The following is a 26,063-nucleotide window of genomic DNA, read 5'->3' on the forward strand; positions in this document are numbered from 1 at the left end:
TCAGAGAGAGTTTTGCCTGGGGAGAGGAAAGAGAGGAAGAGATAAGAGGATGGATCGTTTTTTTGAATTTACAAAGAATGAGACGAACTACAAGAAAGAATCGTTAGCCGGTTTAACGACTTTCCTTGCGATGGCGTATATTTTATTCGTCAACCCCAGTATTTTAGCCGAAGCCGGAATGAATGAGTCCGCTGTGTTTGTAGCGACAGCACTGGCAGCGGCCATTGGGACACTGATTATGGGACTGCTTGCCAGGTATCCGATAGCTCTGGCACCGGGGATGGGGCTCAATGCCTTTTTTACATATTCCGTTGTGCTGACAATGGGGATTCCCTGGGAGCTTGCTTTGTTTGGGGTATTCTGCTCCGGGATAATCTTTATCGGTTTAACGACATTTGGCATTAGAGAGAAAATTATTAACGCGATTCCGGAAGAGCTGAAATACGCTGTTTCTGCCGGTATTGGACTGTTTATTGCTTTTGTCGGACTGCAGGGAGCGCAAATAGTGGTGGCTGACGAGTCTACTCTCGTCACGCTTGGCACACTTACCTCCGGACCGGCTGCTCTTGCGGCGTTCGGGCTGCTTGTTACCGTTATACTGATGACCCTGGGCGTTCGCGGAGGTATTTTTTACGGGATGGTGATTACAGCTCTGGCGGGCATTTTGGTCGGGCAGATTCAGCCTCCGGGCCAGATTGTCTCCGGGGTGCCTAGTATCGCGCCGACATTCGGGGCTGCTTTCACCTCTCTTACCGATTTTTCGTGGGATTCAAGCTTTATTATTGGATTTATCGTTGTTGTTCTTACGTTTTTATTTGTAGACTTTTTTGATACAGCCGGAACTTTGTTCGCAGTAGCCAACCAGGCCGGCTTCGTAAAAGACAACAAACTGCCGCGTGCCGGGCGGGCACTGGTGGCGGATTCATCTGCTACCGTAATCGGCTCGATTCTGGGAACATCTACAACGACAGCATACATTGAGTCCTCAGCCGGCGTAGCTGTCGGAGGGCGTACCGGCTTCGCTTCGATAATTACGGCGCTGTTGTTTCTTGCCGCTTTGTTTTTCTCGCCGCTTCTCGGCGTGGTAACAAGTGCCGTAACGGCTCCGGCTCTTATTATTGTAGGGGCATTGATGGTATCGTCGCTTCGCTTAATTGAGTGGCAGCGTCTCGAAATTGCTGTGCCGGCTTTTTTAACCGTCGTTTCGATGCCGCTCACCTACAGTATCGCGACCGGGATTGCCATGGGCTTTATCTTCTATCCGATCACGATGGTGCTGACTGGAAGAGGGAAGCAGCTGAACCCGATTATGTACGCTTTGTTTTTTGTATTTATCATCTTTTTTCTGTTTTTAACACCGTAGCAAACCGGCATGTGCTTCCTGAGGGAGGCACGTGCTTTTTGTTTTATCTGCATGGAATAAAGCTTTTGTGGGAATAGGGTAGAGGATCATTTTATGGAGGTGGAAAATATGAGCACATTTAAGGCGCTGGTCGTGGATAAAAACGATCAGGGAGAAGTTACAAAAGAAGTACGCACACTTGAGGAAAAGGATCTGCCTGAAGGCGACGTCACCATCGATGTACACTACTCGAGCATCAATTATAAAGACGGCATGGCAGCGGCGCCTGGAAGCCAGATTGCACAGGGTTATCCACTGGTTCCAGGCATCGATCTCGCCGGGGTTGTCGCCTCATCCAGTGATTCGAGGTATCAGGAGGGCGACGAGGTGCTCGTCACAGGCTATGAGCTGGGCGTTGCCCATCACGGCGGCTATGCGGAAAAAGCAAGAGTGCCTGCCGACTGGATAGTAAAACTGCCGGAGGGGATGACCCCGAGAGAAGCCATGATTTTTGGCACAGCCGGTTTTACAGCAGGATTATCGGTCGTGCGCCTGGAAGAGGAAGGGGTCAGACCGGACCAGGGCGAGGTCGTTGTAACCGGCGCTACTGGCGGCGTTGGAAGCATGGCTATAGCGATGCTTCACTCCCTCGGATATGACGTTGCAGCCGTTACCGGGAACACTGAAGCCCATGATTACCTTCGGAATATCGGAGCGGGCCGTATCCTGTCCCGCGAAGACGTGAATCCGGATAAACGAAAGCCGCTCGGCAAGGCGATGTGGGCTGGTGCCGTGGATCCAGTTGGGGGAGAGACGCTTGCCTACCTGCTGAGTACAATGAAATATCACGGCACCGCAGCCGTCAGCGGACTTACCGGAGGGACAGACGTGCCTACGACGGTCCATCCGTTTATTTTACGCGGTGTCAATCTGGCTGGAATTGATTCTGTTTATTGTCCGGCAGAAAAAAGACAGTATGTGTGGAACCGGCTCGCAGACGATCTGAAAATTCAATCACTGCTTGATACGATTGCGAGCGAGACCACCCTGGACGATTTGGCAGAGGATCTTGACGCTATTTTGGAAAGCCGTATTCAGGGCCGCCGAATCGTCGCTTTGAAATAATAGAGCTCAGGCCCTCCATTTGGAAACGTAAGGATTTCCGGTTTCAAAGAATCGCCACGGGTAATGGCGTGCTTCGCCGCTTCCGGAAATACCGACGCGTGGGCCGTTTTCAACCGAAGGTTCACAATCTTTCGGTGACAGATACAGCGGCGGGTGATCAAGTTCATGCCCGTAGTAGCTCATATCAATGCCAAGCGCTTTCGTCAACTTGCCGGGGCCGTTTGTCTGCTGAATGCCGCGGACACGGTGCCGGCGTTTTTGAATGAGTTCAAGGCCTGCTACAGGCTCGACAGCGCGGATGAGGACAGCTTCCGGAGATTCCTCCACCCCGCTGACGATATTTAGAAGCGCATGGGTGTGCATCGTGTACATATATACGTGTCCCGGGGGAAAGAACATTACATCGGTCCGCTTTGTTCTGCGGTAATTGTAGCTGTGGGCAGCACGGTCCACGGGCCCTATATAGGCTTCCGTTTCAACGATCCTGCCGGCTGCAGGGCCCTCCGGTGTTTCATGAACGAGTACACAGCCGATCAGTGCCCGCGATAGTTCGAGTGTCGGTTTTTCATAAAAGTCCTTTGGAACAACAGAATAAAGGGTCATAGGAAAGAATCCTTTCTTTTGGTGTATACGAAAAGGAATATATTGATTATGATAGAAATATAATGTATATAGTTTTACATAGCGAATGAGAAGCGTTTTTTAGTGTACCAAATCCCAGGTTAAAGTAAAAATATTAAGGCAGGAGATGGAAGAGGTGCTTATATGGGTATAGCGGTCACAGTCATTATAGCTTTAATCATCATTGGAGCAGTCATTTTAATTCAGCGGGATCAGTATTTAAAAAAAGTCCGGCAGTACGATAGAAAAATGGAAGAAGAGATTGAAGGAAAAAGCTCGCAGTACCGTGAGGATATCCAGGCAATACGCGGCAAATATGAGGAAGAAAAAGGGAAACTGACGGATTACATTTATCATCTGGAGAAAATCTCGCGGGAACCGGAAGAAATGAAAACCCATGAACTGCTTCGAAGCATTAAAAATGATCTTGTAGAAGCAAATCAGATTGCTGTGGATGAAATGTTGATTTCCGGACACGTATACGTGCCGCTGGATGAACGGACAGAGCTCTCGACCCGCCAGGTGGATCACGTCGTTTTGACGAGCCGGGGGCTGTATGTGCTTGAAACGCAGAAATGGAAAGGCCATATTATTCACGGAGTCAGTAAACACAATGCCGGGACGCTTGATTTTGTGCTTGATACGCTGTACCCGGATGTCGAGGAAGACGTGGAAACGACGATGGTTTTTCAGAACACAAGCCGGGGACACGTTCGTTCAGGAACGTTTGAAGTACACGACAGTCCGATTGAGCATGCCAAAGCAACGGCTTCGATCACAGAAGATTTTCTTCGCAGGGAAAAGCACAATCCGGGTGAAGTTACGCCAATTATTTTCTTCGGCCATTCGAACACTCAGGATGACCGGTTTGTCCAGGACGTGTCGGTGGATGCTTATACTCATCGTTTTACGACAGAAGCAGCACTGCGCGCGTTCTTTCACGAGCAGTTTTCCCAGAATGAGCCTCTGTACTCCCAGGAGCAGCTTTATCAAATGGAGCGCTCCATCATTACGACAAATTACGTTTCATAGATCAGTATGCAGAAGCCGCCCGGGCAATCACCAGGGCGGTTTTTTTCGTTAAAATGCCAATTTATACTTTTTCCATGCCTCTGTAGAAAGCTTAAAAATTTTCTTCTTTAAAACAGTGGTATTTTTCTTGTATTTAGCTACTTTTGACACGGTTAAATAGTATATAATGGAAATAGATAATAACGGTTAGAAGGGATATTTTTATGGTAAAACAGTATCAGCAAACCTTTATTGCAAATATTAAAAAGCAGTATACATACTTAGAACAAAGACAGTTTGCAGATTTTGATGAAATGTACAGGTGGCTTCACACGATCAAAGGCACCGGTGCCACGATCGGCCTTGAGCAGGCGGCTGAAATGGCGGAGGAAGCGATGCAGTCCCTGGTGGGGACAGAGAAACCTGGAAAAGAACAAAGAGTGTACGCAGAGAAAATCATGAACATGCTTGGGAAGGAAAACGAGGCGGAGAAGCTTTCCATTACCTATGATGCCTCTGAAGAAGAATCTTCATTTGTGCTTCTCGGGCATGTGTCGCTGCACGTTTTGTATGAGGTGAAGGAGCAGCTTGAAACGCTTGGCCATCACGTGCTGCTTGCTTCTGACCGGAGAAAGCTCATGGAAAAAATAGAGGAATTCCATCCGGAGATGGTGCTTATATCAGAAGATTTGGCCGTGCGGGGAAGCAGGACAATCATTAAGCGTGTCAAAGACGCAGCGAGAGATGCTCTGCTGCCTGTCGCTGTATTTTGCAGCGGCGGAATAGACAGGGAGAGGGCGGATAAACTTTATGAAGACGGGGCATCCTTTGTGATCAAACCGCCGTATTCCACGGTGGAAATGGTGCAGGTCATTCACCGGCACCTGGAGTGGCAGGCCCCAATGAAAGAAGCGCTGACGGTGGACGAGCTTACGGGAGCCTATAACCGAAAAATGCTCGAAATGGAGGAATCCCGTCTATGGGCGGAATTTAAACGGAGCGGTAAGCCTTTTTCTATAGCGCTGACGGACCTTGATCACTTCAAGCAGATTAATGACAGCTATGGCCACGAGGAAGGAGATCAGGTGCTTAAATGGTTTGTCAGCCACATGTTTTCCCGGAAGCGTCCGAGTGATCATTTGATCCGCCTGGGCGGGGACGAATTTTTATTTATTTTTCAGCAGACCTTTTCTGAAGAAACGGAAAAGATTATGAAGCGTCTGCAGCACTCCTTTGCCGATTTTGTATCAGAGCGGCGTCTACCTTACCGGCTCGGGTTTACGGCAGGGACGTCAACAGCAACTGCCAATCACGCTTCCCTGCAGGTGCTGATCAATGAAGCAGATGCAGCCATGCTTAAAGCAAAGGATGCCGGCCGGAACACGGTCGTTTCCTATTCGGGCGAAACGACTATCGATCTCCCCTACATAAATGTATTTATCATCGATGATGATGAAGCGATGGCTTCCTTTGTTGCTGATCAGTTTCACCAGTTAAATATTGCAAGGTACCGGATACGGACAACATATTTTTCATCTGGCGAAGCATTTTTTGAAGAAGAAAACTACGAACGCGGGCAGCGCTATTTTGTCGTGCTGGACGTTACCATGCCCGGAATGGATGGATTTGCAGTGCTTGAAAAGCTCCGGGGGAAATATCCGTCGAGCAACATGATCGTATTAATGCTTACAGGGAACCGGAACGAAGAGGATATTGTGCATGCGCTTGAACTCGGAGCCGATGATTATTTGATGAAGCCATTTCGAAAAGAAGAGCTGGTCGCACGTGCGAAACGATTGATTCAGCGGGTGCTTTAAGCAGGGAAGGGTGGTAGAAAATGTACAAAATACTGGTAGCCGACGATGCGGAAGTCCTGCGAATGCTTGTGGTGGACACATTGGAGGACGAAGAGGAATATATCATTGACGAAGCGGCAGACGGGAAGGAAGCATACGAAAAAGCGGGCGCTGCTTCCTATGACCTTTTAATTATCGACAACATGATGCCTGAGTATAACGGGGTGGAGGTTGTTTCCATGCTTCGAAAAGATGGCAGACTCGAAAATATGAAAACGCTGATGATCACAGCGAAATCCCGGGATAAAGACGAAGAGGAAGCGAGAAAAGCCGGTGTGACGGAATTTTTATCCAAGCCGTTCAGCCCGGCGCTGCTTATTACGATTGTGGAGGAGCTGCTGGATGCTTAAATACATAAAAAGCCGCCTCCATCGGAGGTTCGGCATAATCTTTCTGCTCGTATTAGTACTTGCCGCGGCCGGGGGTATCGGCCAGCACGTCTATATGAGCTCGAACCAGCAGGATCTTGAAAACGAGTCAAGACAGTGGCGGGAGACGCAGAACGTGCTTGCGGATCTGGAATTTTATACCCAGCAGATTATCATTGCCGGCCGCGGGTATCTTGCCTTTGGAGACGAAAGTGAACGGGAGGACATTGAAAGAAACCTAAGCGCCGCGAGAACACAGCTCGAGGAGTACCGGAGCCTGAATAAAGCGGACACCGATCTGGCCGCCCAGACAGAACAGTTTCTTAATGACTATGAAAACGACTGGCTGCCCCAGCTGAACGAAGCGGTAGAATCCGGCAGCTCTACTATTGAAAACCGCGAGCAGGTCAGTTCTCAGGTTGGAGCCCTCGTCAACAGCTTGTCGAACGGGTATGATCAGGCCGAGGCCGAACGAATGAGCGTGAATGAGCAGTATTTTGAAGTAAACGAAAGCTCGCATTTTGCCTACCTGCTTTATTTGATTGCGATACTGATGGCGCTCGGTGCCATCGTTTGGCTGCTGCTGCGGAAGGTTACCGGCCCGCTGCGGGAAATGAGAGATGCGGCAGCCAAGGTAGGAAACGGCGAAGAAATATCGATTTGTGACAACCACCGAAGCGATGAAATAGGAGAACTGAGTCGCTCCTTTAACGTAATGGCAGCAAGTATCCAGCACAATCAAAATGCGATTATGGACCGGAACGAAGAGCTTGTCACCCAGCAAAACGAGCTTCAGGAGCAGCAGGAATATCTGCGGACATTAAATGAGCTGAACGAAACGTTCAGCGGTTCGATGGGGAAACAGGCATTAATGGAACAGCTGCTTTCAAAGATGTACGCCCTCTTTCATTTTGAAAAAGGAATGGTTGCAGCTTTAGAGCCCAGCTGGCAGGCTGCCTGGTACGGAGTGAGTGAAAAAGAAAAACAGTATTTCGAAGATCATTCCCCTGGGAGCCCGCTCTCTTTAATCGCCGACACGAAAAAGTCTCATGTGATCGAGCGGGAAGCACGCGACGGGGAAAAAGGGCTGGGGATAAAAGAAGCAGCGGTGTATGAAATATATCTGCCGGTGTTCAGCAGCAAAAAGGAAATGATCGGAGCCGCGGTATTTGCACGGACCGGTCAGAACTTTTCGGAGCAGGAGCGCGAAACAATGCGGGGAATTCTTCGTCAGGCCTCCATCTCCTTCAGCCGTATTCTTCTGTTTGAGGAAACGGAAGAGGAACGCTTTTTGTACCAGCGCATTATCGACAGCGTCGATGAAGGCATTCAGTATATAAATGAAAACGGCACCCTTGAGCATGCGAATCATTGGACATGGAGTATGATCGGTGCAGGAGTGCGTAATGAGAAGCAGACACTTCCGTTGGCGGAATGGACGTCGGAGTGGATCAAACAAATCGATGAAGACTGCCGGGAAAAAGTGGAAAACTATTTCAAGGCGTTTGTCGGCGGCAGAGAAGTGCCGGATTACAGCATCGAATATAAAATTACGACAGAGAGCGCTGTAACCGTTTATGAGCTGTATGGACGTACTGTGCAGATGGAATCTGAAGAAAAGGGTACTATCTTTGTTCACCGCAACCGGACAAAGGAATTTGAGCTTGATCAGATGAAATCAGACCTTGTCAGCACCGTAAGTCACGAACTCAGGACACCGCTTTCGAGTATTTTAGGCTTTGCGGAGCTGCTGCTCGTCAAAGATTTAAAGCCGGCCCGCCAGAAAAAGTATATAGAAACGATTCACCGGGAAGGCGAAAGGCTGACGTCGCTGATTAACGATTTTCTTGACCTGCAGCGGATGGAATCCGGCCGTCAGGAATACGGCATGGAAGAAGTCGATATCAGCAGCCTGATGCTAGAAGTAGTGGATACCTTTGAACCTAATCAGCCTGAGCACACGTTTGTTGTAAAGGACCGGCTGCAGTATGGACGAATCTATGCCGATAAAGGTAAAATCGTGCAGGGTGTCACCAATATTATTGGCAATGCGGTAAAATTCTCTCCAGAGGGCGGCGAGGTAAAAATTGAGCTTGCCAATGAGCAGAATATGGTGAGAGTAAAAATAAAAGACGAAGGTCTTGGAATTCCGGAAAAAGAGCTTCCCCTTCTTTTCGGAAAATTTCACCGTATTAATGATGAAGACCGGAGGAAAATCCGCGGCACCGGCCTGGGACTTGCGGTAACAAAGCAAATTGTTGAAGACCATAAAGGCAGAATAGAGGTTGATTCGATAGAAGGGGAAGGCAGCTGCTTCTGCTTATTCTTCCCGATCTCAGGAGTCGATTTCGATATTGAAGAACTGCCGGAAGAAAGTGATCTTCACTCGGTGCTGATACTCGAAGACGACCGGAGTCTCGGGATGCTTCTTTCAGAAGAACTTCGTCACGCCAAATACGAAGTAGTGCACTACTTTAATCCTTACAAAGCGCTGAATGCCTTAAAGCGGGGGCTGCGGCCGGACGTTTTTGTAGTGGATCTGATGCTTGGCGAAGAAATGGACGGATGGGATTTTATTGAACAGCTGAAATCCTTCCGCCATACCGAAGATGTGCCGATTATTATTTCCTCGGCTCTGCACGAGGATAAAGAGCGAATGGCCCGTATGGATATCCGGCATTATCTGACCAAGCCATATCCTCCCAACAGTTTATCCCAGCAGGTACGACGTATTATTGAGCAGGCAGATAATCAGGGGGAAGTGTATGTTCCTTCGTTTAATGAAGTGTAACGTTTTTGCCGGTGTGTTAATGTGAAAGAAGAGAAGGAGTGATGATGCTTTGGGTAACGAGGGGTTCAGCAGGGAGCGCCTGCTCCAGACGATTGAGGAAAGCAGGGGCTTTCCGTCGATTGATCCCGAGGTTTTGGCTAGACGCCTCGAAGAACTGGCGGCTGTCGGCCGCACGGAAGAGGGTGGCATTACACGTTATGTCTATACAGAAGACGAGCAGCAGGCAAAAAATCTTTTTCGCTCCTGGATGGAGGAAGCGGGCCTGAGTGTGAGGGAAGATGGTGTAGGAAACATTTACGGCCTGTGGGAGTCTGGCCAAGCCGGAGCCCCGATTATCCTTACCGGCTCTCATCTGGACACTGTGAAAAACGGTGGTGCTTTTGACGGGGCTCTCGGCTGCGTATCGAGCCTGATGGCCGTAGAAGCATTGAAGGCAGAAGGTGCCGAACTGGAATGTTCTATAGAAATTGCCGTTTTCGTCGATGAAGAGGGGGCGCGCTTTGGGAGCGGCATGCTCGGAAGCCGTGCGGCCGTCGGCGATATATCGAAGGATGATTTTTTTCAAATGCGTGATGACGAAGGAGTGACGGCGGCGGAGGCAATGAAGCTGATGGACTATTCGCCGAACAAGCCCGAGAAAAATATTTACCCGCGTGAACGGCTGCGGGCATATTTAGAGCTGCATGTGGAGCAGGGAAAACAGCTCGAACAGCAGGAGGCGAGTATCGGAGTGGTAGAAGGAATCGCCGGCCCTTCCTGGCTTGACGTTGATTTTTTTGGGGAAACGGACCACGCCGGCAATACACCGATGAACATAAGGAAAGACGCAGCCGCTGCAGCAGCAGAATTCATTCTGTATTTGGAGCAGCTTCCAGCTATGCACAGTGATAGTGCAGTAGCTACCGTAGGAAGGCTTTCTATCGAGCCGAACGGTTCAAACGTAATTGCCGGAGAGGCCCGGCTGACAGCGGATATCCGGGACCTTGATGAGGAAGTCCGGGACCGGATGATCAGCCTGGCACGAAGCGAAGCAGAAAAAATAGCCGGCCGCCGTGGGCTTACTGTTTCTCATGAAGTGGCCTTCAGAGTAAAACCGGTGCCGGTCCCTGAATGGATCCGGCGTTCGATTGAGGACGCCTCCCAGAGCATTGGCTTAGCTGCAGAATCCCTCGTATCGGGGGCGAGCCATGACGCCATGATGTTCGGGGCCTACGTGCCGTTCGGGCTCCTGTTTGTTCCGAGCTTCGAAGGCAAAAGCCACACGCCGGAGGAATTTACTGAATTAAAGGACTGTGTAAATGGCGTTGCTGTCTTAAAAGAGACCATACGAACGATAGGCACAGAAAAAGAACGATAAATAAGCGAATGAAGCGGAAAATGAAATTCTGCTTCGTTCGTTTTTTTTAGAAAGAACCTGTTATAATAGAAGCATAGAAGTAAAGAAATAAGGAGCAGCGACACGAATGGCAAAAAAGAAAAATAAACAGATGTTTTACGTACAGGAAGAAGAAACAGTAGAAGAGTGCCTCGCCCGCATTGCTGCAGAAGGTTTTATGCCGGTACGCAGAATGGAAAAGCCTGTATTTGAAGAGCAGACCATTAACGGGGAAACACAGTACGTGCCGGTGAGTCAGGAAATCAGTTTTGAAGCAAAAAAGAAATAAACGAACGTTTGAGCTTTGGTCATTCTAATTGTTCGAATTTTGATTGACAGATAATATAACAACTTGTTAAGCTGAAACACGTAAGCAAGAAAAACAGAACGATGACAATCCTCATATACTTTCGGGAATAAGGCTCGAGCGTCTCTACCCGGCAACCGTAAATTGCTGGACTATGAGGAGAATGATCAAACGAAGCCTTTGTCTGAAATAGTGGAAGCTTCGGCTTGAATTTTTCTTCTATAGTAGAGCGTATACGTTCACGAGACCTTCCCCGGAGTGCGGAAGACTATCCTTTTTTAGGGATGGATCTGGCACCGGGGCTTCTTTATGTCAAAAAGCACGTGAGGAAAAGCAAAGGAGTGGCGCAAGTGGAACCGCAGGTAGGAGTAGTAATGGGCAGCACGTCCGACTGGGAAACGATGCAGAAGGCATGCGAAGTGCTCGATGAGCTCGGGGTACCGTTTGAAAAGAATATCGTATCCGCCCATCGGACGCCGGATTATATGTTTGAGTATGCGGCTGAGGCAAGAGGGCGCGGAATAAAAGTGATTATTGCCGGTGCCGGGGGAGCGGCCCATCTGCCGGGTATGGTGGCGGCGAAAACGACCCTGCCGGTCATTGGGGTGCCGGTGCAGTCCAAGGCTTTAAGCGGATGGGACTCGCTTTTATCCATCGCCCAGATGCCCGGCGGCGTGCCGGTAGCAACTGTCGCAATCGGAACGTCCGGAGCGACAAATGCCGGCCTTCTGGCCGCTCAGATGATTTCAGCCTTTGATGAAAAGCTGGCAGATAAGCTGCATAAGCGTAGAGAACAAATGCGTGAGCAGGTCATGCAGTCAGGAGATGAACTATGGGGCGAGTAATGAAGCCGGGACAGACAATTGGAATACTTGGAGGCGGACAGCTCGGACGGATGATGGCGTTTGCGGCCAAGCCAATGGGCTACCGGGTGGCCGTGCTTGAACCAAAAACTGACTCGCCTGCCGGGCAGGTGGCAGATGTTGAAATTGAAGCAGCTTATGACGACCGTGCCGGTGCTGACAAAATGGCAGAAGCGTGTGACGTATTAACCTATGAATTTGAAAATATTGACGCAGAGACAGCCAGGCATCTGGAAAATACCCTCTATCTTCCGCAGGGCAGCCAGCTGCTTCATACGGCACAGCACCGCCTTCGTGAAAAACAGGCAATTGAAGCAGCGAATATTAAAGTAGCTCCGTACCACCAGGTGACCTCCCGCGAAGAGCTTTCGGCAGCGGTAAAGCAGATCGGCGTACCGAGCGTGCTGAAAACATGCCGCGGCGGTTACGACGGCAAGGGGCAGGTAGTGTTAAAGGCAGCAGAGGACGCAGAAGCAGCGTTTGAAACCCTTGGGGGAAGCGACGGCAAAGAGCTCGTACTCGAAGCGTGGATTCCGTTCCAAAAAGAAGTTTCCTGCATTGTCACCCGGAGCGTGCACGGTGAGACCGGCGTATTTCCGGTCGGAGAAAATATCCATGTTAATAACGTTCTGCACCAGACAATTGTACCGGCAAGAATTTCGCGTTTTGTGAATGAAGAAGCGATCCGTATCGCCCACCGGCTTGCCGAGCATGTTGATCTTGTCGGCACTCTTGCAGTGGAAATGTTTGTCACAGAAGATGATACGGTGTATGTGAACGAAGTGGCACCGCGGCCGCACAATTCAGGTCACTATACGATTGAGGCATGTGAAACCTCCCAGTTTGAACAGCACATCCGCGCTGTCTGCGGTCTGCCGCTCGGACCTGCCGGGCTGAAGCAGCCGGTGGTTATGACCAACATTCTCGGCGAACACGTCGAAGCGGTAACCGCGCATATGGAAGAGTGGAGCAAAGACCATGTGCATCTGTACGGCAAGGATGAAGCCAAGCCCGGCCGGAAAATGGGGCACTGGACGGTACTCCGGGAAGATCTTCAGGACGCGATTGACCGGTCCTCGGACGTATGGAAGCAGTACATAGAGAAATAATTATTAAAGAGAAGAGTGGAGGAACCTGATTATGATCGATCGTTATACACGCCCGGAAATGGGTGCCATCTGGACCGAAGAGAACCGCTTCAACGCCTGGCTGGAGGTCGAAATCTGCGCCTGCGAAGCCTGGTCGGAGCTTGGGGACATTCCGAAGGAAGATGTGAAAAAAATAAGAGACAATGCTTCCTTTAACATCGAACGGATCCAGGAGATTGAAGAGGAAACACGCCATGACGTTGTGGCATTTACACGGGCGGTGTCGGAGACGCTCGGCGATGAGCGCAAATGGGTTCATTACGGCCTGACCTCCACTGACGTTGTGGATACGGCGCTTTCCTACCTGATTAAGCAGGCCAATGATATTTTGCGGGCAGATCTGGAGCGCTTTCTCGAAATTTTAAAAAACAAAGCAAAAGAGCATAAGCATACGATCATGATGGGGCGCACCCACGGCGTACATGCAGAGCCCACCACCTTCGGCATTAAGCTTGCACTCTGGTATCAGGAAATGAAGCGCAATATCGAACGCTTTGACGCAGCGGCTGAAGGCATCCGCGTTGGAAAGCTGTCGGGAGCAGTGGGAACGTTCGCCAACATCCCGCCGGCTATCGAGGAATCGGTCTGCCGGAAGCTTGGCCTTCAGGCAGCGCCGGTATCGACGCAGACCCTGCAGCGGGACCGTCATGCAGATTACATGAGCACCCTCGCGTTAATTGCCACTTCGATTGAAAAAATGGCCGTCGAAATCCGCAGCCTGCAAAAAAGCGAAACGCGGGAAGTCGAAGAGTTTTTCGCTAAAGGGCAGAAGGGTTCATCAGCGATGCCGCATAAACGCAATCCGATCGGCTCGGAAAACATGACCGGCCTCGCGAGAGTGATCCGCGGCCATATGCTGACCGCCTATGAGAATGTGCCGCTTTGGCATGAACGAGATATTTCCCATTCATCAGCCGAACGAATTATTATTCCAGACGCGACGACGGCGCTCAATTACATGCTGAACCGCTTCGGCAATATCGTGAAAAACCTGACAGTATTTGAAGACAACATGAAAGCAAATATGGACAAAACGCTCGGCCTTGTCTTTTCACAGCGCGTGCTGCTTACGCTGATCAACAAAGGCATGGTGCGCGAGGAAGCGTATGACACGGTTCAGCCAAAAGCGATGGAGGCCTGGGAAAAAGGCATTCCGTTCCGGGAGCTTGTGGAAAATGAACCGGCGATTACAAATGTTTTAAGCAGTGAAGAAATCGAGGATTGCTTTGACCACCGTCATCACATGAAGGAAGTCGATACGATCTTCGCCCGTGCCGGCATCGAATAATAAGGGATAGTCCAAAGGAGGAGCCTGCGATGGAAAAACGCGCTCTATTGTATGAAGGAAAAGCCAAAAAACTGTATGAAACAGACGTGGAAAATACGCTCTGGGTAGAGTACAAAGACGATGCCACTGCGTTTAACGGGGAGAAAAAAGAAGTGCTCGCCGGGAAAGGCAGGCTGAATAACGAAATTTCTTCCCTGCTGTTTCAAAAGCTGCATGAAGAAGGCATAAACAACCACTTCGTGGACCGGCTCTCTGAAACCGAACAGGCGGTCAGGAAGACGACGATTATCCCCCTTGAGGTTGTAGTACGCAATATTGTCGCCGGCAGCCTCCACCGCCGCACCGGTATCGGAGAAGGTACTGAAACCGCCCAGCCGGTGGTGGAATTCTACTACAAGGATGACGAACTTGGGGATCCTTTGATTAACGATGATCATATCCGGCTGCTGCAGGCTGCTTCCCCGTCACAGGTGAAGGATATGAAGCAGATAGCCGAACACGTGAATGAAACGCTAAAGAAGCATTTTTCCGATCACGGCCTGCTGCTTGTGGACTTTAAAATTGAATTTGGCATGACAGAGGACGGGAAGCTGCTGCTGTCCGACGAAATTTCTCCGGATACGTGCCGGCTGTGGGATAAAGAAACCCGCCAGAAGTTTGATAAAGATCTGTTCCGTTACGGGACTGGTTCTCTTCAGGAAGGCTATACTGAAATATTACAGCGATTAGGGGGAGCTGCACATGGTTAACGTTCAAGTGTATGTGACATTAAAAGAGGGAGTGCTTGACCCGCAGGGAAGCACGATTGGAAATGCCCTGCAGACGATGGGGTACCATGAAGTGGCATCTGTCCAGACCGGCAAATATATTGAGCTCGAAGTAGAGGAAGGAAACAACCTTGAAGGCCGGATTGAAGAAATGTGTGAAAAGCTCCTGTCCAATCCGGTAATTGAAGATTATACGTACACGATCGGAAAGGGCGTGTCCTGATGAAGTTCGCGGTTATCGTGTTTCCAGGGTCCAACTGTGATGACGACATGTATTACGCAATCCAGGAAGGTCTCGGAGAGCCGGTGGATAAAGTCTGGTACACCGAAGAAAGCGTCGCGGATTATGACGGTATCCTTCTGCCCGGCGGATTTTCCTACGGAGACTACCTTCGTTCTGGTGCAATTGCCCGTTTTGCCCCGGTCATGGCGAGCGTCGTGGAGCAGGCGGAAAAAGGCAAGCCGGTTCTCGGCGTATGCAACGGATTTCAGGTGCTGCTTGAAGCCGGACTGCTTCCGGGAGCTATGCAGCGGAACCGGTCGCTGAAGTTTATCTGCCGGCCGGCACGCCTGGTGGTGGCGAATCATGAGACTGGTTTTACCTCGGAATACGCCGGGGGCGAACGAATTACGATCCCGGTAGCCCATGGCGAAGGAAACTACTACTGCGATGACGAGACCTTAAGGGATCTGCAGGCCAACAACCAGATTGTGTTCACATACGAAGACAATTTTAACGGCTCCAAAGAAGCGATTGCCGGCATTGTAAACAAGCAGGGCAATGTGATGGGCATGATGCCGCACCCGGAACGCGCAACCGACCAGATTCTTGGCAGCGACGACGGCTTGAAAATCTTTCAGTCAATATTGAAGCAATGGAGGAAATCCCATGTCCTTACTACTTGAGCCTTCCGCAGAGCAGATTGAACAGGAAAAAATCTACCAGGAAATGGGCGTTAAAGACGAAGAATTCGAAATGATTAAAAAAATTCTCGGACGCCTGCCAAATTATACAGAAATCGGCCTGTTTTCAGTCATGTGGTCCGAGCACTGCAGCTATAAGCATTCCAAAGCACAGCTGAAAAAGTTTCCAACAGAGGGAGAGCGCGTGCTGCAGGGACCTGGGGAAGGTGCCGGCATCATCGACATCGGTGACGAACAGGCGGTTGTATTTAAAATGGAAAGCCACAACCATCCGTCAGCGATCGAACCCTATCAGGGAGCGGCTACCGGAGTCGGCGGCATTCTCCGGGATGTGTTCTCAATGGGGGCCCGCCCGGTCGCCATTATGAATTCGCTCCGTTTCGGGGAGCTCGTCAAACCGCGGGTGAAATATTTATTTGAAGAGGTTGTCGCCGGGATTGCCGGATACGGAAACTGCATCGGCGTGCCGACGGTTGGAGGCGAAGTGCAGTTTGACCCGAGCTATGAGGGCAATCCGCTCGTCAACGCGATGTGTGTCGGGCTTATTGACCATAAGGATATTCAGAAGGGAATTGCAAGCGGCGCCGGAAACACGGTAATTTACGTCGGAGCAAGCACTGGTAAAGACGGTATCCACGGAGCTACTTTTGCTTCGGAAGAAATCAGCGACGAATCGGAAAGTAAGCGTCCTTCCGTGCAGGTGGGTGATCCATTTATGGAAAAGCTGCTGCTCGAAGCATGCCTCGAACTCGTGAAGTGCGAATCGCTCGTCGGGATTCAGGACATGGGAGCTGCAGGGCTGACTTCTTCTTCAGCAGAAATGGCCAGCAAGGCGGGTTCAGGCATCGAAATGAACCTTGACACGGTACCGCAGCGGGAGCTCAATATGAGCCCGTATGAAATGATGCTCTCCGAATCCCAGGAGCGGATGCTTCTAGTTGTAAAACAGGGCGAAGAAAAAGAGATTCACGATATCTGCAGCCACTGGGGGCTTCATTCGGCAGAAATCGGCCGTGTCATCGATGAACAGCGCCTTGTGCTCTGGCACGATGGTGGGAAGGTTGCGGATGTGCCCGTGGACGCCCTGGCTGAAGATGCACCGGTGTACTATCCAGAATCGCGGGAGCCGGAGGCGTTCCGCAAACGCCAGCAGCAGAAGGCATGGAGGCCGGACGTAAGTGACGCGAAAGAAACGCTCACGGATCTTTTAAAGCAGCCGACGATCGCCAGCAAAGAATGGGTGTACGACCAGTACGATTACATGGTCCGCACCAACACAGCCGTACTACCGGGCTCTGATGCAGCGGTGCTCCGGGTGCGCGGCAAAGACAAGGCACTCGCAATGACGACCGACTGCAATGCGCGTTATCTCGGCCTTGACCCGGAGCAGGGCGGGAAAATCGTTATCGCAGAAGCATCCCGGAACATTATCTGCTCGGGCGGTCTGCCGCTCGGGCTGACCGACTGCCTGAACTACGGTAATCCGGAAAAACCGGAAATTTACTGGCAGTTTGAGAAATCAATTGACGGGATGACAGAAGCGTGCAAAACCCTTGAAACACCGGTTATCGGCGGCAATGTATCCCTCTACAATGAAACGCAGAACGGCGCGATCTACCCGACGCCGGTCGTCGGCATGGTCGGACTGATTAAAGAGCTTGCCCATATTACGACCCAGGAGTTTAAGCAGCCGGGAGACGCCGTATACATTATCGGCGAAGCAGGAGAAGACTTTGGCGGCAGCGAGATTCAGGAAATGCAGACCGGCTCGATTGACGGACGGGCCCCGAACCTTGATCTTGACACCGAGTACCGGAGACAGCGCGACGTGTTAAAGGCTATTCAGGAAGGAATGGTTCAGTCAGCGCATGACGTATCCGAAGGCGGTCTTGCCGTCGCAATTGCGGAAAGCACGTTTGGCACCGGACTCGGAGCGGAAGCAGTGATCGCCGGGGATGTTATCGATGAATTGTTTGCTGAAACGCAGTCACGCTATGTGATTTCCGTAACACCGGAAAACCGGAAAGCTTTTGAACAGACGGTACCAGACGCAAGGTATGCCGGCAGAGTGACAGAAGAAGCAACATTGCACTTACTCAAAGAATCGGGAGAGACGATTCTTCAAGCTTCTGCCAAGGAGTTGGAGAACGCCTGGAAAGGAGCTATTCCATGCTTGGTGAAATCAAAGGCTTAAACGAAGAATGTGGTGTGTTTGCTGTCTGGAACCATGAGGAGGCGGCACAGCTGACCTATTACGGGCTGCACAGTCTGCAGCACCGCGGGCAGGAAGGGGCAGGCATCGTCGTCAGCGACGGCGGTAAATTGTCTAGCCATAAGGGACTCGGTCTTATTACGGAAGCCTTTAAAGAAGGGGACCTCGAACAGCTGCAGGGAAGCTCAGCCGTCGGGCACGTACGCTACGCTACGGCAGGCGGCGGCGGTCTTGTAAACTGCCAGCCGCTGCTTTTTCAGTCACAGACGACAGGACTTGCGATTGCGCATAACGGAAACCTTGTGAATGCGAACCACGTGAAAGAGGAGCTCGAGAGAAAAGGAAGCATTTTTCAATCCACCTCGGACACTGAAGTGCTTGCTCATTTAATCAAGAGAAGCGATGAAACCCGCTTTGAGGATCAGCTGAAGGATGCCCTGTCCTATATTGAAGGTGCATATGCTTTTGCGGTGATGACTGAGGACAAACTGCTTTGTGCCATGGACCCGAACGGCCTTCGTCCGCTTACGATCGGGAAAATTGGAGACACGTACGTGGTCGCTTCGGAGACGTGTGCGTTCGACGTGATCGGAGCTGAGTACGTCCGGGATATGCAGCCGGGAGAAATTGTCAGCATTGATGACTCGGGCATGCGGTCGGAGTTGTTTTCAACCTCTACGTCCCGGGCGATCTGCAGTCTGGAATACGTCTATTTTGCCCGGCCGGATTCCAATGTGGACAATATTAATGTGCATACGGCGAGAAAAAACCTGGGCAAGGAAATGGCTAAAGAAGCGCCGGTGGAAGCAGACGTAGTGACCGGGGTGCCGGACTCTTCGATTTCCGCTGCTATCGGTTTTGCCGAAGCTACCGGCACGCCGTATGAACTCGGGCTGATAAAAAACCGGTATGTCGGACGGACGTTCATTCAGCCGTCGCAGGCGCTGCGCGAGCAGGGTGTGAAGATGAAGCTGTCTGCTGTCCGCGGAGTCGTGGAAGGTAAACGGGTGGTCATGGTGGATGATTCAATCGTCCGCGGCACGACAAGCAAACGGATTGTCCGCATGCTGAAGGAAGCGGGAGCAACCGAAGTGCACGTACGCATTACGTCACCACCGATTACGCACCCGTGCTTTTACGGGATAGATACATCCACGAAGGCAGAATTAATAGCTTCGAATTATACCGTCGATGAAATGCGCGATCTGATGGGGGCGGATTCACTGTCGTTTATCAGTATTGAGGGCCTGCAGAACGGCATCGGCCGGGATAAGAGCGAGCCGAACTGCGGTCAGTGCCTCGCGTGCTTTACCGGCAAATACCCTACAGAAATTTATGATGATACGCTTCATCCGCACGATAAAATTATGAATGGTTAATAAAGGAGGGTCTACGGATGTCTGAAGCTTACAAGCGGGCCGGTGTAGACGTTGAAGCAGGATACCAGGCGGTAGAGCGGATGAAAAAACACATTGCCCGCACCGGGCGCCCGGAAGTGATGGGAGCTCTCGGTGGTTTTGGCGGTATGTTTGATATTTCCGGACTTCCTTATAAAGAGCCTGTGCTCATATCGGGCACTGACGGTGTCGGCACGAAATTAATGCTCGCTTTTCAAATGAATAAGCACGATACGATCGGCCAGGATGTGGTGGCGATGTGTGTAAATGATATCGCCGTCCAGGGGGCCGATCCCCTCTATTTTCTGGATTATCTCGCGCTGGGAAAAGCAGACCCGGAAAAAATTGAGCAAATCGTAAAAGGCGTAGCAGACGGCTGTGAACAGGCAGGCTGTGCTGTCATTGGCGGAGAAACCGCCGAAATGCCGGGAATGTACAGCGAAGAAGAATACGATCTGGCCGGGTTTGCCGTTGGCGCGGCGGAAAAGGCGGATATTTTGGCTGAACCAAAAGCCGGACCCGGGGATGTAATTATCGGGGTAGCTTCCTCAGGCGTGCACAGCAACGGGTTTTCCCTTGTGCGCAAGGTTTTGTTCGAAGAGGGGTTGTTTACGATGAATGACACGGTTCCGCCTTTTCAGCGTCCGCTCGGGGAAGAGCTTCTCGAGCCGACAAAGATTTACGTGAATGCAGCGAAAGCAATTAAGCAGGCGGGCACAGCCAGAGGGATGGCTCATATTACCGGCGGCGGTTTTATTGAAAATGTTCCGAGAATGCTTCCAGATGGCTGCGGGGCGATGTTTGATATTCACAGCTGGCAGCAGCCGGAGATTTTTCCTTTTATTCAAAACGAGGGACATTTATCCCCGGAAGACATGTTTGGCACCTTTAATATGGGCATTGGCTTAATGACGGCTGTACCAGCCGCGGAAAAAGAAAACATGCTTCAGGCCCTGAAGCAGGCCGGGGAAGAGGCATGGGCCATCGGGGAAGTGACTGATGGCGGCGGTGTGCAGGTGAAGGGGGCGACTTGCTGATGAAGCTCGCCTTATTTGCCTCTGGTACTGGTTCGAATGCCCGTTCATTGGTCCGTGCTGCCCGAGAGCAGAGGCTCGAAGCGGAATTTGTGCTGATTGTATGTGATAGGCCCCGCGCCCCGGTCCTTGCTTTTGCCGAAGAAGAGGGCATTCCGGTGTTCGCTTTTTCGCCGAAGGAATATGAAAACAAGGCAGCGTTTGAAACTGAGATCGTGAAGGAATTATATGCTAAAGGGGTGGAGCGGATCGTGCTTGCAGGCTACATGCGGTTAATCGGCGATACGCTGCTTACAGAATACGGCGGGCGTATGATTAATGTTCATCCGTCGCTGCTTCCGGCTTTCCCCGGAAAAGATGCCATCAGGCAGGCTTGGGACGCCGGAGTAAAAGTGACGGGGGTCACGGTTCATTACGTCGATGAAGGCATGGATACTGGAAGCATTATTGCGCAGGAGCCGCTGTATGTAAAAGAGACGGATTCGTTCGAAACACTCACAGCCGGTATTCAGGCTGTCGAACACCGGCTCTATCCGGAAATTGTCCAGCAGTGGATTGCCCGTCCCCTTAAAACAGTACAAACCAATACGGAGGGAGCCAACCATTCATGAAACGAGCATTAATTAGTGTGTCAGATAAAGAGGGTATTGTCCCCCTGGCCAAAAGCCTTGAAAAGCAGGGAATTGAAATTATCTCCACGGGTGGAACGAGCCGCGTGCTCGAGGAAAGCGGTGTGCAGATCACGGGAATTTCAGACGTCACCGGCTTTCCAGAAATACTTGATGGCCGGGTGAAAACGCTGCATCCAAACATACATAGCGGACTGCTTGCCCGCCGCAGCGACGATGCTCATACAGCCCAGCTGAAGGAGCACAGCATCGAACCGATTGACCTGGTAGTGGTAAATCTGTACCCGTTCAAAAAAACGATCGAAAACCCGGACAAGTCGTTTGAGGACGCCATTGAAAATATTGATATCGGCGGCCCGACAATGCTCAGGGCGGCGGCGAAAAACTTCGAAGACGTTACAGTCGTCGTAGATCCGGATGATTATGAGCTTGTGCTTACAGAATTAAATGACGGCGGCGCGGTATCAGCAGAGACGAACAAAAAGCTTGCGGCCAAGGTGTTCCGGCACACTGCTTCTTATGACGCGTTAATTGCGGATTATTTAACCCGGGAAGCCGGGGAAAAGCATCCCGAAATGTACACCGTTACGTATGAGAAAAAGCAGGATCTGCGCTACGGCGAAAACCCGCATCAGGAGGCAGCCTTTTACCGGGAGCCAATCGGGCCGCTCAGCTCGATTGCAAATGCCTTCCAGCTGCACGGCAAGGAGCTGTCCTATAATAATATTAACGATGCCGAAGCAGCGCTCAGCATGATCCGTGAGTTTACGCATCCGGCCTCGGTGGCCGTTAAGCACATGAATCCGTGCGGGGTCGCAATTGGGGAAACGCTCGAAGAAGCTTACGACAAAACATATGCCGCAGACCCGGTCTCGATATTCGGCGGCATCGTTGCGTTTAACGGCGAAGTGACTGAGGCGGTCGCAGAGAAGCTGAAGGAAATCTTCCTTGAAATTGTAATCGCTCCGAGCTTTTCACAGGAAGCCCTTGATCTGTTGACGCAGAAGAAAAATATCCGTCTGCTGACAGTAACACTCGAAGGAGTGGTGGAGACCCGTTCTCAGCTGACTTCCATCCACGGTGGTCTGCTTGTGCAGGATGAAGATACCAAAGGATTTCTGGACGCAGACGTGCGGGTGGTAACAGAGCGGGAACCGACAGAGGCCGAGTGGGAAGACCTGAAGCTCGCCTGGAAGGTAGTAAAGCATGTTAAATCCAATGCGATCGTATTGACGAAAAATGTCCAGACGATAGGTATTGGCGCTGGTCAGATGAACCGGGTCGGATCGGCCGGGATTGCTATTGATCAGGCCGGGGAGGAAGCGCTGCACAGCGCACTTGGCTCCGATGCTTTTTTCCCAATGCAGGACACAGTGGAAACAGCTGGAGAAGCGGGAATTTCAGCGATCATTCAGCCGGGTGGATCGATCCGGGACCAGGAGTCCATCGACCGGGCCAATGAATTGGGTATTACTATGGTGTTTACCGGCATGCGCCATTTCAGGCATTAAGAGCCGAAAAGCCCGGGGTCCCGTATCCCGGGCTTTTCTTTGAAACAGGCATGGATATAACGGTTTTTGAACAGGAGGATGGCGATGAATGTCTTAGTAGTAGGAGCAGGCGGCCGGGAGCATGCACTTGCTTATGCCTTTGCAAAAAGTGCGAGTGTGACCCGCGTGTATGCAGCGCCGGGTAATGACGGGATGGAGAATTACGCGGAATGCGTGAACATAGCGGAAACCGATCAGGAAAGCCTGGTTGCCTTTGCAAAAGAAAAGAAGGTGGAGCTGACCGTGATTGGACCGGAAGCCCCGTTGTTAGACGGGCTTTCCGACCGTTTCGAACGGGAAGGCCTGCGTGTGTTCGGTCCGAGTGAGAAAGCAGCTATGATTGAAGGAAGTAAGTCGTACGCGAAAGAAGTTATGGAACGCTATAATATCCCGACCGGGGCCTATGCTTCCTTTTCAAAATACGAAGAAGCAGTAGCTTATGTACGCAGCCAGGGAGCACCGATTGTCATAAAAGCAGACGGCCTGGCAGCCGGTAAAGGGGTCACCGTGGCGATGACCGAAGCAGAGGCGGTGCAGGCGCTTGAAGAAGTGCTGAAGGATCACAAGTTCGGCGAAGCGGGTGCCGAAGTAGTTATTGAAGAGTTTTTAGAGGGAGAAGAGCTGTCTTTAATGGCTTTTGTACACGGCGAAACGGTCGTGCCGATGGTGGCTGCGCAGGATCATAAACGTGCATACGACAACGATGAAGGGCCCAATACCGGAGGAATGGGCGCCTACAGCCCCGTGCCTCAGTTTACTCAAAAAGACATCGATGAAGCGGTGGAAAAAGTGATCCAACCGGCCGCCTCCGGCCTGGTGCAGGAAGGTGCGCCGTTCACTGGTGTGCTTTATGCCGGGTTGATGATGACGTCTGGGGGACCGAAGGTGATTGAGTTTAATGCGAGGTTCGGCGATCCGGAAGCGCAGGTCGTGCTTCCGCGACTCGAATCGGACCTGGCAGAGCTTCTGGTAACCCTCCTCGATGGAGGAACCCCGGAGCCGGTCTGGTCGGAAGATGCTGTAGTCGGGGTAGTAGCCGCCTCTAAAGGCTATCCCGGCAGCTATGAAAAGAACCGTCCCATCCACCATGTGCCGGAAAGTCCCCTTCTTTTTTTCGCGGGAGTGGAAAAGAAAAACGGCGGATATGTAAACAGCGGCGGCCGGGTGCTGCTGCTGTCGGAAAAGGCGGCGACCCTGGGGGAAGCGAAGGCACAGGTGTACGAGAAAATGAAGGAACTCGATACGGGTAATTTGTTTTACCGCACCGATATTGGTTTTCGGGCGCTGCAACAGTGAAAAGGAAGACTGTTTCTGCTGACGGCAGAAACAGTTTTTTTATGAACTTTGCAAAGCGAATATGAATTTTATGTTATATTTCTTGCCATTTTCTTTCTCCTGGGCACGGGATTCTGTTACAATAAGCAGGATAAAAATATTAGTACAGTTTTATCGGTTTTTTAATGAAATTTCCTAATATTTTAAGTGAATTCTGACAATTGACTGAAACTGTTTCACTATTTTTGTGAAACTATAAAAACAGTTATAAAAAAGGAAAACGTTTCAAAATTGTCACCTGAAAATATAAAAAAGCGTTTACATTTGTGATATGATAGGGGAAATGAAATCGAGCAACGAACTGTGTGCAGGAGGAGAGATGTTTGGATGGCAAATAAGCTGTATCATTGGAGCAAATCAACATTAAGAGACCATCTTTCCGTGATGAGGGGCGAAACAGCTCCCTCCATTATTTTAAAAGATGCAACGTACTTAAATAGTGCCCGCAAAAGCTGGAGCCGCGGGCATATATGGATATATGACGACCGTATTATGTACGCCGGACCTGAATGGCCGGAAAAAACAGACGGTTCAGAAATCGTCGACTGCAGCGAAAAGTGGGTGGTGCCAGGCTATATTGAACCGCACGCCCACCCGTTCCAGTTGTACAGCCCGCAGACACTGGCGGAATATGCGTCTGTGCGCGGGACGACCACACTTGTGAACGACAATTTGTTTCTGTTTTTAAATATGGAGAAATACCAGGCGCTTTCCGCTATTGAAGACCTTGGGGAGCTGCCTACGTCCATGTTCTGGTGGGCCCGGTATGACTCGCAGACAGAGCTCGAGGAAGAAGACCGGTGGTTTTCGCCGTCGAATATGAAGGACTGGCTGGAGCATCCGCTCGTCGTCCAGGGGGGAGAACTGACTTCGTGGCCTAAAGTAATGACCGGCAATGATACGATCCTGCACTGGATGCAGTACACAAAAGAGTTGAACAAGCCGATTGAAGGGCACCTGCCGGGCTCCTCGGTATCGACAATTACGCAGATGGCACTGCTCGGCGTGGACGGGGAGCATGAAGCGATGACCGCTGAAGAAGCACTGCGCCGACTGGACGCAGGCCTTGTGACCTCGCTTCGCTACTCCTCGATCCGGCCGGACCTGCCGGATATGGTCGAAGGGCTGCTGGAGGCCGGAATCACGGACTTTCGCCGTTTTACACTGAACACTGACGGATCCACGCCGGCCTTTTATAAAGAAGGTGTTATTGACCGGACCATTCAAATCTGTCTGGATAAGGGCGTTCCCGAAATCGATGCGTATGAAATGGGCTCGTATAACGCGGCGGTTCACCTCGGCCTCGACAATTTAATCGGCATGATTGCGCCAGGACGGCTTGCGCACCTGAATATTTTATCGGATAAGCGCGAGCCTAAGCCTGAAGCCGTGCTTGCCAAAGGGCAGTGGGTGTATAAGGATGAAACGAACCTGTATCCGAAGAAGCCGTTCGAATGGGAAAAATACGGCGTCACTCCGCTTGACATTGATTGGAAATTAAAAGACAGTGACTTTCACTTTTCGATGCCGATGGGAATTGAACTGATGAATTCCGTTATTTTAAAGCCTTACCATATCGGCATTGAAGCAAATAATGATGAGCTGTGGAAAACCCACGACGAGTCCTTTTTCATGGTCGTTGACCGCTACGGCAACTGGCGGGTTAATACGATCTTAAAAGGATTTGCGACCAAGGTGGACGGATTCGCCTCATCCTTTAATAACAACGGCGATATTATGATGATCGGCAAGCATAAAGAAGATATGGAAAAAGCAGCCGAAGAACTGATTAAAAATAAAGGCGGAATTTTTCTGGTTGAGGACGGGGAAGTGGTGGAGCGTATTTCCCTGGATATTTTCGGCCTGATGTCCTCGAAGCCGATGGAAGAAGTTATTGAAGAGCATGAAAAAATGGTAGCCGCGCTTAAGAACCGGGGCTATCCGCATGAGGATCCGATTTATTCTCTCTTATTTTTTGCAGCGACTCATCTCCCGTACATCAGGGTTACGCAAAAAGGTATATATGACGTTCATAAAAAAATGGTACTCTTTCCTGCCATTATGCGTTAAACTGTAAAAGTAGGTACTGATATCAGCTAGTTTCAGCTTGGATGAAACTG

Annotated in this window: 22 protein-coding genes and 1 riboswitch; of the genes, 21 read left to right on the forward strand and 1 reads right to left on the reverse strand. The window is 50.8% G+C overall.

The window, feature by feature from the left end; all coding sequences use genetic code 11:
• Positions 1-49 precede the first annotated feature (49 nt).
• Both BLV22_RS12260 and BLV22_RS12265 read left to right on the forward strand, forming a co-directional pair.
• Positions 50-1,363 carry an NCS2 family permease gene (locus BLV22_RS12260; RefSeq protein ID WP_091615810.1) on the forward strand — a complete coding sequence of 438 codons (1,314 nt, stop codon included), beginning with the start codon at positions 50-52 and terminating at the stop codon, positions 1,361-1,363.
• Positions 1,364-1,471: 108 nt separating this feature from the next.
• Positions 1,472-2,467, forward strand: a complete 996-nt coding sequence (locus BLV22_RS12265) for an acrylyl-CoA reductase family protein (RefSeq protein WP_091616212.1) — start codon at positions 1,472-1,474, stop codon at positions 2,465-2,467.
• 6 nt (positions 2,468-2,473) lie between these two features.
• Here BLV22_RS12265 and BLV22_RS12270 read toward each other — a convergent pair whose 3' ends face one another.
• The gene (locus tag BLV22_RS12270) at positions 2,474-3,070 is read right to left on the reverse strand and encodes a DNA-3-methyladenine glycosylase (RefSeq protein ID WP_091615813.1); all 597 of its coding nucleotides are present in this window, start codon (positions 3,068-3,070) and stop codon (positions 2,474-2,476) included.
• 162 nt (positions 3,071-3,232) lie between these two features.
• Here BLV22_RS12270 and BLV22_RS12275 point away from each other — a divergent pair, with 162 nt between their 5' ends.
• From BLV22_RS12275 to BLV22_RS12365, 19 genes are all read left to right on the forward strand, one after another.
• Positions 3,233-4,120: a nuclease-related domain-containing protein gene (locus tag BLV22_RS12275; RefSeq protein WP_091615815.1), complete on the forward strand. Its 888-nt coding sequence runs from the start codon at positions 3,233-3,235 to the stop codon at positions 4,118-4,120.
• A 203-nt stretch (positions 4,121-4,323) separates the two neighbouring features.
• Positions 4,324-5,916 (forward strand): diguanylate cyclase, encoded by a 1,593-nt coding sequence (locus tag BLV22_RS12280; RefSeq protein WP_091615818.1) that lies wholly within the window; start codon positions 4,324-4,326, stop codon positions 5,914-5,916.
• A gap of 20 nt (positions 5,917-5,936) precedes the next feature.
• On the forward strand, positions 5,937-6,305 hold the full coding sequence (locus BLV22_RS12285; RefSeq protein WP_091615820.1) for a response regulator: 369 nt from the start codon (positions 5,937-5,939) through the stop codon (positions 6,303-6,305).
• The gene (locus BLV22_RS12290; protein WP_091615823.1) at positions 6,298-9,114 is read left to right on the forward strand and encodes an ATP-binding protein; all 2,817 of its coding nucleotides are present in this window, start codon (positions 6,298-6,300) and stop codon (positions 9,112-9,114) included. The genes BLV22_RS12285 and BLV22_RS12290 overlap by 8 nt, the downstream gene beginning before the upstream one ends.
• A gap of 49 nt (positions 9,115-9,163) precedes the next feature.
• Complete coding sequence (locus BLV22_RS12295) at positions 9,164-10,471, forward strand: Zn-dependent hydrolase (RefSeq protein ID WP_091615826.1); 1,308 nt, start codon at positions 9,164-9,166, stop codon at positions 10,469-10,471.
• A 106-nt stretch (positions 10,472-10,577) separates the two neighbouring features.
• The gene (locus BLV22_RS12300; protein WP_091615829.1) at positions 10,578-10,778 is read left to right on the forward strand and encodes an NETI motif-containing protein; all 201 of its coding nucleotides are present in this window, start codon (positions 10,578-10,580) and stop codon (positions 10,776-10,778) included.
• 91 nt (positions 10,779-10,869) lie between these two features.
• Positions 10,870-10,971: riboswitch (purine riboswitch) on the forward strand.
• 175 nt (positions 10,972-11,146) lie between these two features.
• On the forward strand, positions 11,147-11,641 hold the full coding sequence (gene purE, locus BLV22_RS12305; protein WP_091616216.1) for a 5-(carboxyamino)imidazole ribonucleotide mutase: 495 nt from the start codon (positions 11,147-11,149) through the stop codon (positions 11,639-11,641).
• Positions 11,629-12,768, forward strand: coding sequence for a 5-(carboxyamino)imidazole ribonucleotide synthase (gene purK, locus BLV22_RS12310; protein ID WP_091615833.1), 1,140 nt, complete (start codon positions 11,629-11,631; stop codon positions 12,766-12,768). Before purE ends, purK begins: the two co-directional genes overlap by 13 nt.
• A gap of 31 nt (positions 12,769-12,799) precedes the next feature.
• Positions 12,800-14,095 carry an adenylosuccinate lyase gene (purB, locus tag BLV22_RS12315; RefSeq protein ID WP_091615836.1) on the forward strand — a complete coding sequence of 432 codons (1,296 nt, stop codon included), beginning with the start codon at positions 12,800-12,802 and terminating at the stop codon, positions 14,093-14,095.
• A gap of 29 nt (positions 14,096-14,124) precedes the next feature.
• Complete coding sequence (gene purC / locus BLV22_RS12320; RefSeq protein WP_091615839.1) at positions 14,125-14,844, forward strand: phosphoribosylaminoimidazolesuccinocarboxamide synthase; 720 nt, start codon at positions 14,125-14,127, stop codon at positions 14,842-14,844.
• Positions 14,837-15,085 carry a phosphoribosylformylglycinamidine synthase subunit PurS gene (gene purS, locus BLV22_RS12325; protein ID WP_091615841.1) on the forward strand — a complete coding sequence of 83 codons (249 nt, stop codon included), beginning with the start codon at positions 14,837-14,839 and terminating at the stop codon, positions 15,083-15,085. Before purC ends, purS begins: the two co-directional genes overlap by 8 nt.
• Positions 15,085-15,768 (forward strand): phosphoribosylformylglycinamidine synthase subunit PurQ, encoded by a 684-nt coding sequence (purQ, locus tag BLV22_RS12330; protein ID WP_091615844.1) that lies wholly within the window; start codon positions 15,085-15,087, stop codon positions 15,766-15,768. Before purS ends, purQ begins: the two co-directional genes overlap by 1 nt.
• Positions 15,752-17,980 (forward strand): phosphoribosylformylglycinamidine synthase subunit PurL, encoded by a 2,229-nt coding sequence (gene purL, locus BLV22_RS12335; RefSeq protein ID WP_091615846.1) that lies wholly within the window; start codon positions 15,752-15,754, stop codon positions 17,978-17,980. Before purQ ends, purL begins: the two co-directional genes overlap by 17 nt.
• Positions 17,956-19,377 carry an amidophosphoribosyltransferase gene (gene purF / locus BLV22_RS12340; RefSeq protein WP_091615849.1) on the forward strand — a complete coding sequence of 474 codons (1,422 nt, stop codon included), beginning with the start codon at positions 17,956-17,958 and terminating at the stop codon, positions 19,375-19,377. Before purL ends, purF begins: the two co-directional genes overlap by 25 nt.
• A 17-nt stretch (positions 19,378-19,394) precedes the next feature.
• Positions 19,395-20,432, forward strand: coding sequence for a phosphoribosylformylglycinamidine cyclo-ligase (gene purM / locus BLV22_RS12345; protein WP_091615852.1), 1,038 nt, complete (start codon positions 19,395-19,397; stop codon positions 20,430-20,432).
• Positions 20,429-21,040, forward strand: coding sequence for a phosphoribosylglycinamide formyltransferase (gene purN, locus BLV22_RS12350; protein WP_091616219.1), 612 nt, complete (start codon positions 20,429-20,431; stop codon positions 21,038-21,040). Before purM ends, purN begins: the two co-directional genes overlap by 4 nt.
• A complete protein-coding gene (gene purH / locus BLV22_RS12355) occupies positions 21,037-22,569 on the forward strand; it encodes a bifunctional phosphoribosylaminoimidazolecarboxamide formyltransferase/IMP cyclohydrolase (protein WP_091615854.1) in 1,533 nt (510 codons plus the stop codon). The genes purN and purH overlap by 4 nt, the downstream gene beginning before the upstream one ends.
• 84 nt (positions 22,570-22,653) lie before the next feature.
• Positions 22,654-23,904 (forward strand): phosphoribosylamine--glycine ligase, encoded by a 1,251-nt coding sequence (gene purD, locus BLV22_RS12360; RefSeq protein ID WP_091615857.1) that lies wholly within the window; start codon positions 22,654-22,656, stop codon positions 23,902-23,904.
• Between the two features lie 366 nt (positions 23,905-24,270).
• Positions 24,271-26,013, forward strand: coding sequence for an adenine deaminase C-terminal domain-containing protein (locus BLV22_RS12365; protein WP_091615860.1), 1,743 nt, complete (start codon positions 24,271-24,273; stop codon positions 26,011-26,013).
• Positions 26,014-26,063 lie beyond the last annotated feature (50 nt).

The sequence above is a fragment of the Marinococcus luteus genome (genome assembly GCF_900106595.1).
GTDB lineage: Bacteria > Bacillota > Bacilli > Bacillales > Marinococcaceae > Marinococcus > Marinococcus luteus.